This window comes from Cereibacter johrii (assembly GCF_001720585.1).
In the GTDB taxonomy this organism is placed as follows: Bacteria; Pseudomonadota; Alphaproteobacteria; order Rhodobacterales; family Rhodobacteraceae; genus Cereibacter_A; species Cereibacter_A johrii.
The window spans coordinates 1-3,056 of the sequence record NZ_MABH01000104.1; the positions used below are offsets into that span (position 1 = coordinate 1).

Here is a 3,056-nt window from a genome sequence, read left to right on the forward strand (position 1 = left end):
CCCCCAGCCCCTCGGCCCGCGCGGCGAGCCAGAGGTTCTGCACCGCACAGACGGTCGAATAGAGATCCATCTCGGGATTGTGGGTGCGCCCCAGCACCACCTCGCCGCAGCGGTCGCGGTCGCAGGTGACGCAGATGTTGAGCGGCGCCTTCAGGATGCCCTGCAGCTTCAGCGCGCGGTAGGTGTCGCGCTTCTCCTCGGGAAAGAGCAGCGCCGCCTCGTCATTGGCGCGGCGGAAGGCCTCGTGGACCTCGGCCCTGCGCGCGGCATCGCGGATCAGGAGGAAGTTCCAGGGCTGCATGAAGCCCACCGAGGGCGCGCGATGCGCGGCCTCGAGCACCCGGCGCAGCGCCTGAGGATCCACCGGATCGGGCAGGAACTCGTCGCGCACGTCGCGCCGCTCGGCAATGATGTCATGGAGCGCCTGACGCTCGGTTTCAGTGAAACGGCGCGCCGGGCGCGGCTCGACGGGGGGAGGAAAATCCGGCATGGGATCGCTCCTTGGTTCGTGACGATCCCGCCGCCGTCCACGCGGCGGGAACCTCTGCGTCAGGCCGGTCTTCTGGCTCCGGTTCATCTGCCGCCGGGCGCCTTCCCGGCGAACCGGTGGCCTTCTGCCCGGAGCATCCCCGTCACAGCGGCGGGCCCGCGCCGGATTTCCACCGGCTTCCCGATTCTCCGCCCGAAGGCGGCACCTGACCCCTGCCACAAAGCAGAACCGGAGCGCCCGGGCAACCGCCCGCATCGAAAGCCGCCCCCCCGACCCGGCAGCGGGGCGGAGGATCCGAGCCATTTCCGCGGCCCCGGATCGAAGCCCCGCGACGGAATGCCCCGCCCGAGGAGCCGACGGCCCACGGGCACGGGCAGCCGTAAAGCGTCCCGTCTCTGCCGAACCGTCCTCTGCCACGCCGGACAGCTCGGAAAGCGGGCGTCGGTGGCCCCGTGAGGCCCGCCCGCCCTTCCCCGAAGCCTTGAAGGCCGCGGCGCCCCGCCCCATAGTCGCCCAAGGCGTCCGGAGGGGCGCGTTCCGCAGGCAGGTCTCTTGGCGTTCACGTTCCTTCACACGGCCGATCTTCATCTCGACGCGCCGCTGCGGGCGATGGCGCTGCGCGATCCCGAGCTTGCGGCCGAGATCGGCGTGGCCTCGCGCACCGCCTTTTCGCGCATCGTGGATCTCTGCCTTGCCGAGGCGGTGGCCTTCCTCGTGATCGCGGGCGACCTCTGGGACGGAACCTACAGCTCGACCAAGACCCCCCGCTTTCTCAAGCAGGAGCTTTTGCGGCTCGAGGCCGCGGGGATCGGCTGCTATATCCTGCGCGGCAATCACGATGCGCTGGCGCGGCAGACGGGCGAGCTCGAGGCGCCGGCCAACACCACCGTCTTCGGCGCCCGCCCCGCGACGGTCGAGCTCACGATCGACGGTCAGCCGGTGGCCCTCCATGGGCTGAGCTTCCGCGAACCGCACGCGCCCGAGAGCCTGCTGCCGCGCTATCCGGCGCCGAAGCCGGGGGCGTTCAACATAGGCCTCATGCACACGAGCCTGAACGGCAGCCCGGGGCACGATCCCTACGCGCCCTGCAGCCTCGCCGAGCTCGAGGCCCACGGCTACGATTACTGGGCGCTCGGCCATATCCACCGCCGCTTCGTGCACAGCGGGCGCGCGACGGTGGTGATGCCGGGCACGCCGCAGGGGCGCGACATCGGCGAGGCGGGCGCAACCTCGGTCACGCTGGTCAGGGTGGGCGACGACGGGGCGGTCACGCTCGAGGAGCGCAGCGTGGCGCCGCTGCGCTTCGACCGGCTGCCGCTCGACTGCACGGGGATTTCCGACTGGTCCGACCTGCTGGCGCATCTCGACCGGGCGCTCCGCGCCGCGGCCGAGGCGCCGCGCGCGGCCGACCATCTCGTGCTGCGCCCGGTGCTGACCGGGGCCACCCCGCTCGCCTGGCGCATCGCGCGCGACCGCGACCGGCTGGCCGAGGAGGCGCGCGCCCTCTCTGCGGGACGCAGGCTCTGGATCGACAAGCTCGAGCTGCGGCTTTCCGAGGAAGGGGCAGAGCTGCCGGGGGCGGCCCTGCCCGAGGATCTCGTCCGTCTCGTTCAGGAGGATCTGCCCGAGGATCCTGCCCTGAACGTCGCGCTCCTCGCGGCCGCGCAGGAGCTGGCGCGCGACCTGCCGCCCGAGGCGCGCGATCTGCTGGGACAGGACGAGGAGGCGATGGCCGCGCTCTGCCGCGCCCTTCTGGCCGAGGGAACGCCCCTGATCCTCGCGCAGCTTGCGGCGGAGACGTCGGACTGATGCGCCTCGACCGGCTCGACCTCACCCGCTACGGCCACTTCATGGACCGGCGGCTCGAGTTTCCCGCGCCTGCGCCGGGCGAGCCGGACCTGCATGTGGTCTACGGGCCGAACGAGGCGGGCAAGTCCACGCTCTTCTCGGCCTGGCTCGACCTCCTCTTCGGCATCCCGCTCCGCACCCGCTACGACTTCCGCCACCCCGGCCCCACGATGCGCGTGGGCGCGCGGCTCGGCCATGCGGGCGGCGCGCTCGATCTGGCCCGGGTGAAGCGCAACAACGGCAGCCTGCTTGACGCGCACGACCAGCCGGTGCCCGAGGCGCTGCTGCAATCGGCGCTGGGCGGCCTCACGCGCGAGGGCTATTCGGCCATGTTCTCGCTCGACGACGACACGCTGGAGAAGGGCGGAGACAGCATCCTCGCGAGCCGCGGCGATCTGGGCGAGATGCTCTTCTCGGCGAGTGCGGGGCTGGCCCAGCTGAGCCCCCGGCTCGAGACGATCCGCACGAGCCTCGACGGCTTTCACCGCAGCGGCAAGCGCAGCGGCTGGCTTTCGGATGCGAAGAAGCGGCTGGCCGAACTGGATGCGGAGCGGCGGCGGCTGGATGTGTCGGCCGGCGCGATCCAGAAGCTCGCGCGCGAGGCGGAGGCCGCCGAAGCCGCCTGGCGGACAGCGCGCGCCGCAGAGGAGGCGGCGCAGGCGGAGCTGGAGCGGCTTCAGGATCTGGCGGCGACCCTTCCGATCCGGGCGCGGCTCGA

Annotated in this window: 3 protein-coding genes and 1 riboswitch; of the genes, 2 read left to right on the forward strand and 1 reads right to left on the reverse strand. The window is 72.2% G+C overall.

All coding sequences use genetic code 11. From position 1 onward, the window contains the following. Positions 1-490: 5,6-dimethylbenzimidazole synthase (bluB, locus tag A9O63_RS07675; protein WP_069331395.1), on the reverse strand; the 490-nt coding region annotated here is incomplete at its 3' end. A gap of 45 nt (positions 491-535) precedes the next feature. After that, positions 536-714: riboswitch (cobalamin riboswitch) on the reverse strand. 328 nt (positions 715-1,042) lie between these two features. Between bluB and A9O63_RS07680 the strand changes: the two genes are divergently transcribed. Further along, a complete protein-coding gene (locus A9O63_RS07680) occupies positions 1,043-2,299 on the forward strand; it encodes a metallophosphoesterase family protein (protein WP_069331396.1) in 1,257 nt (418 codons plus the stop codon). Further along, positions 2,299-3,056: ATP-binding protein (locus A9O63_RS07685; protein WP_167354613.1), on the forward strand; the 758-nt coding region annotated here is incomplete at its 3' end. The genes A9O63_RS07680 and A9O63_RS07685, both read left to right, overlap by 1 nt.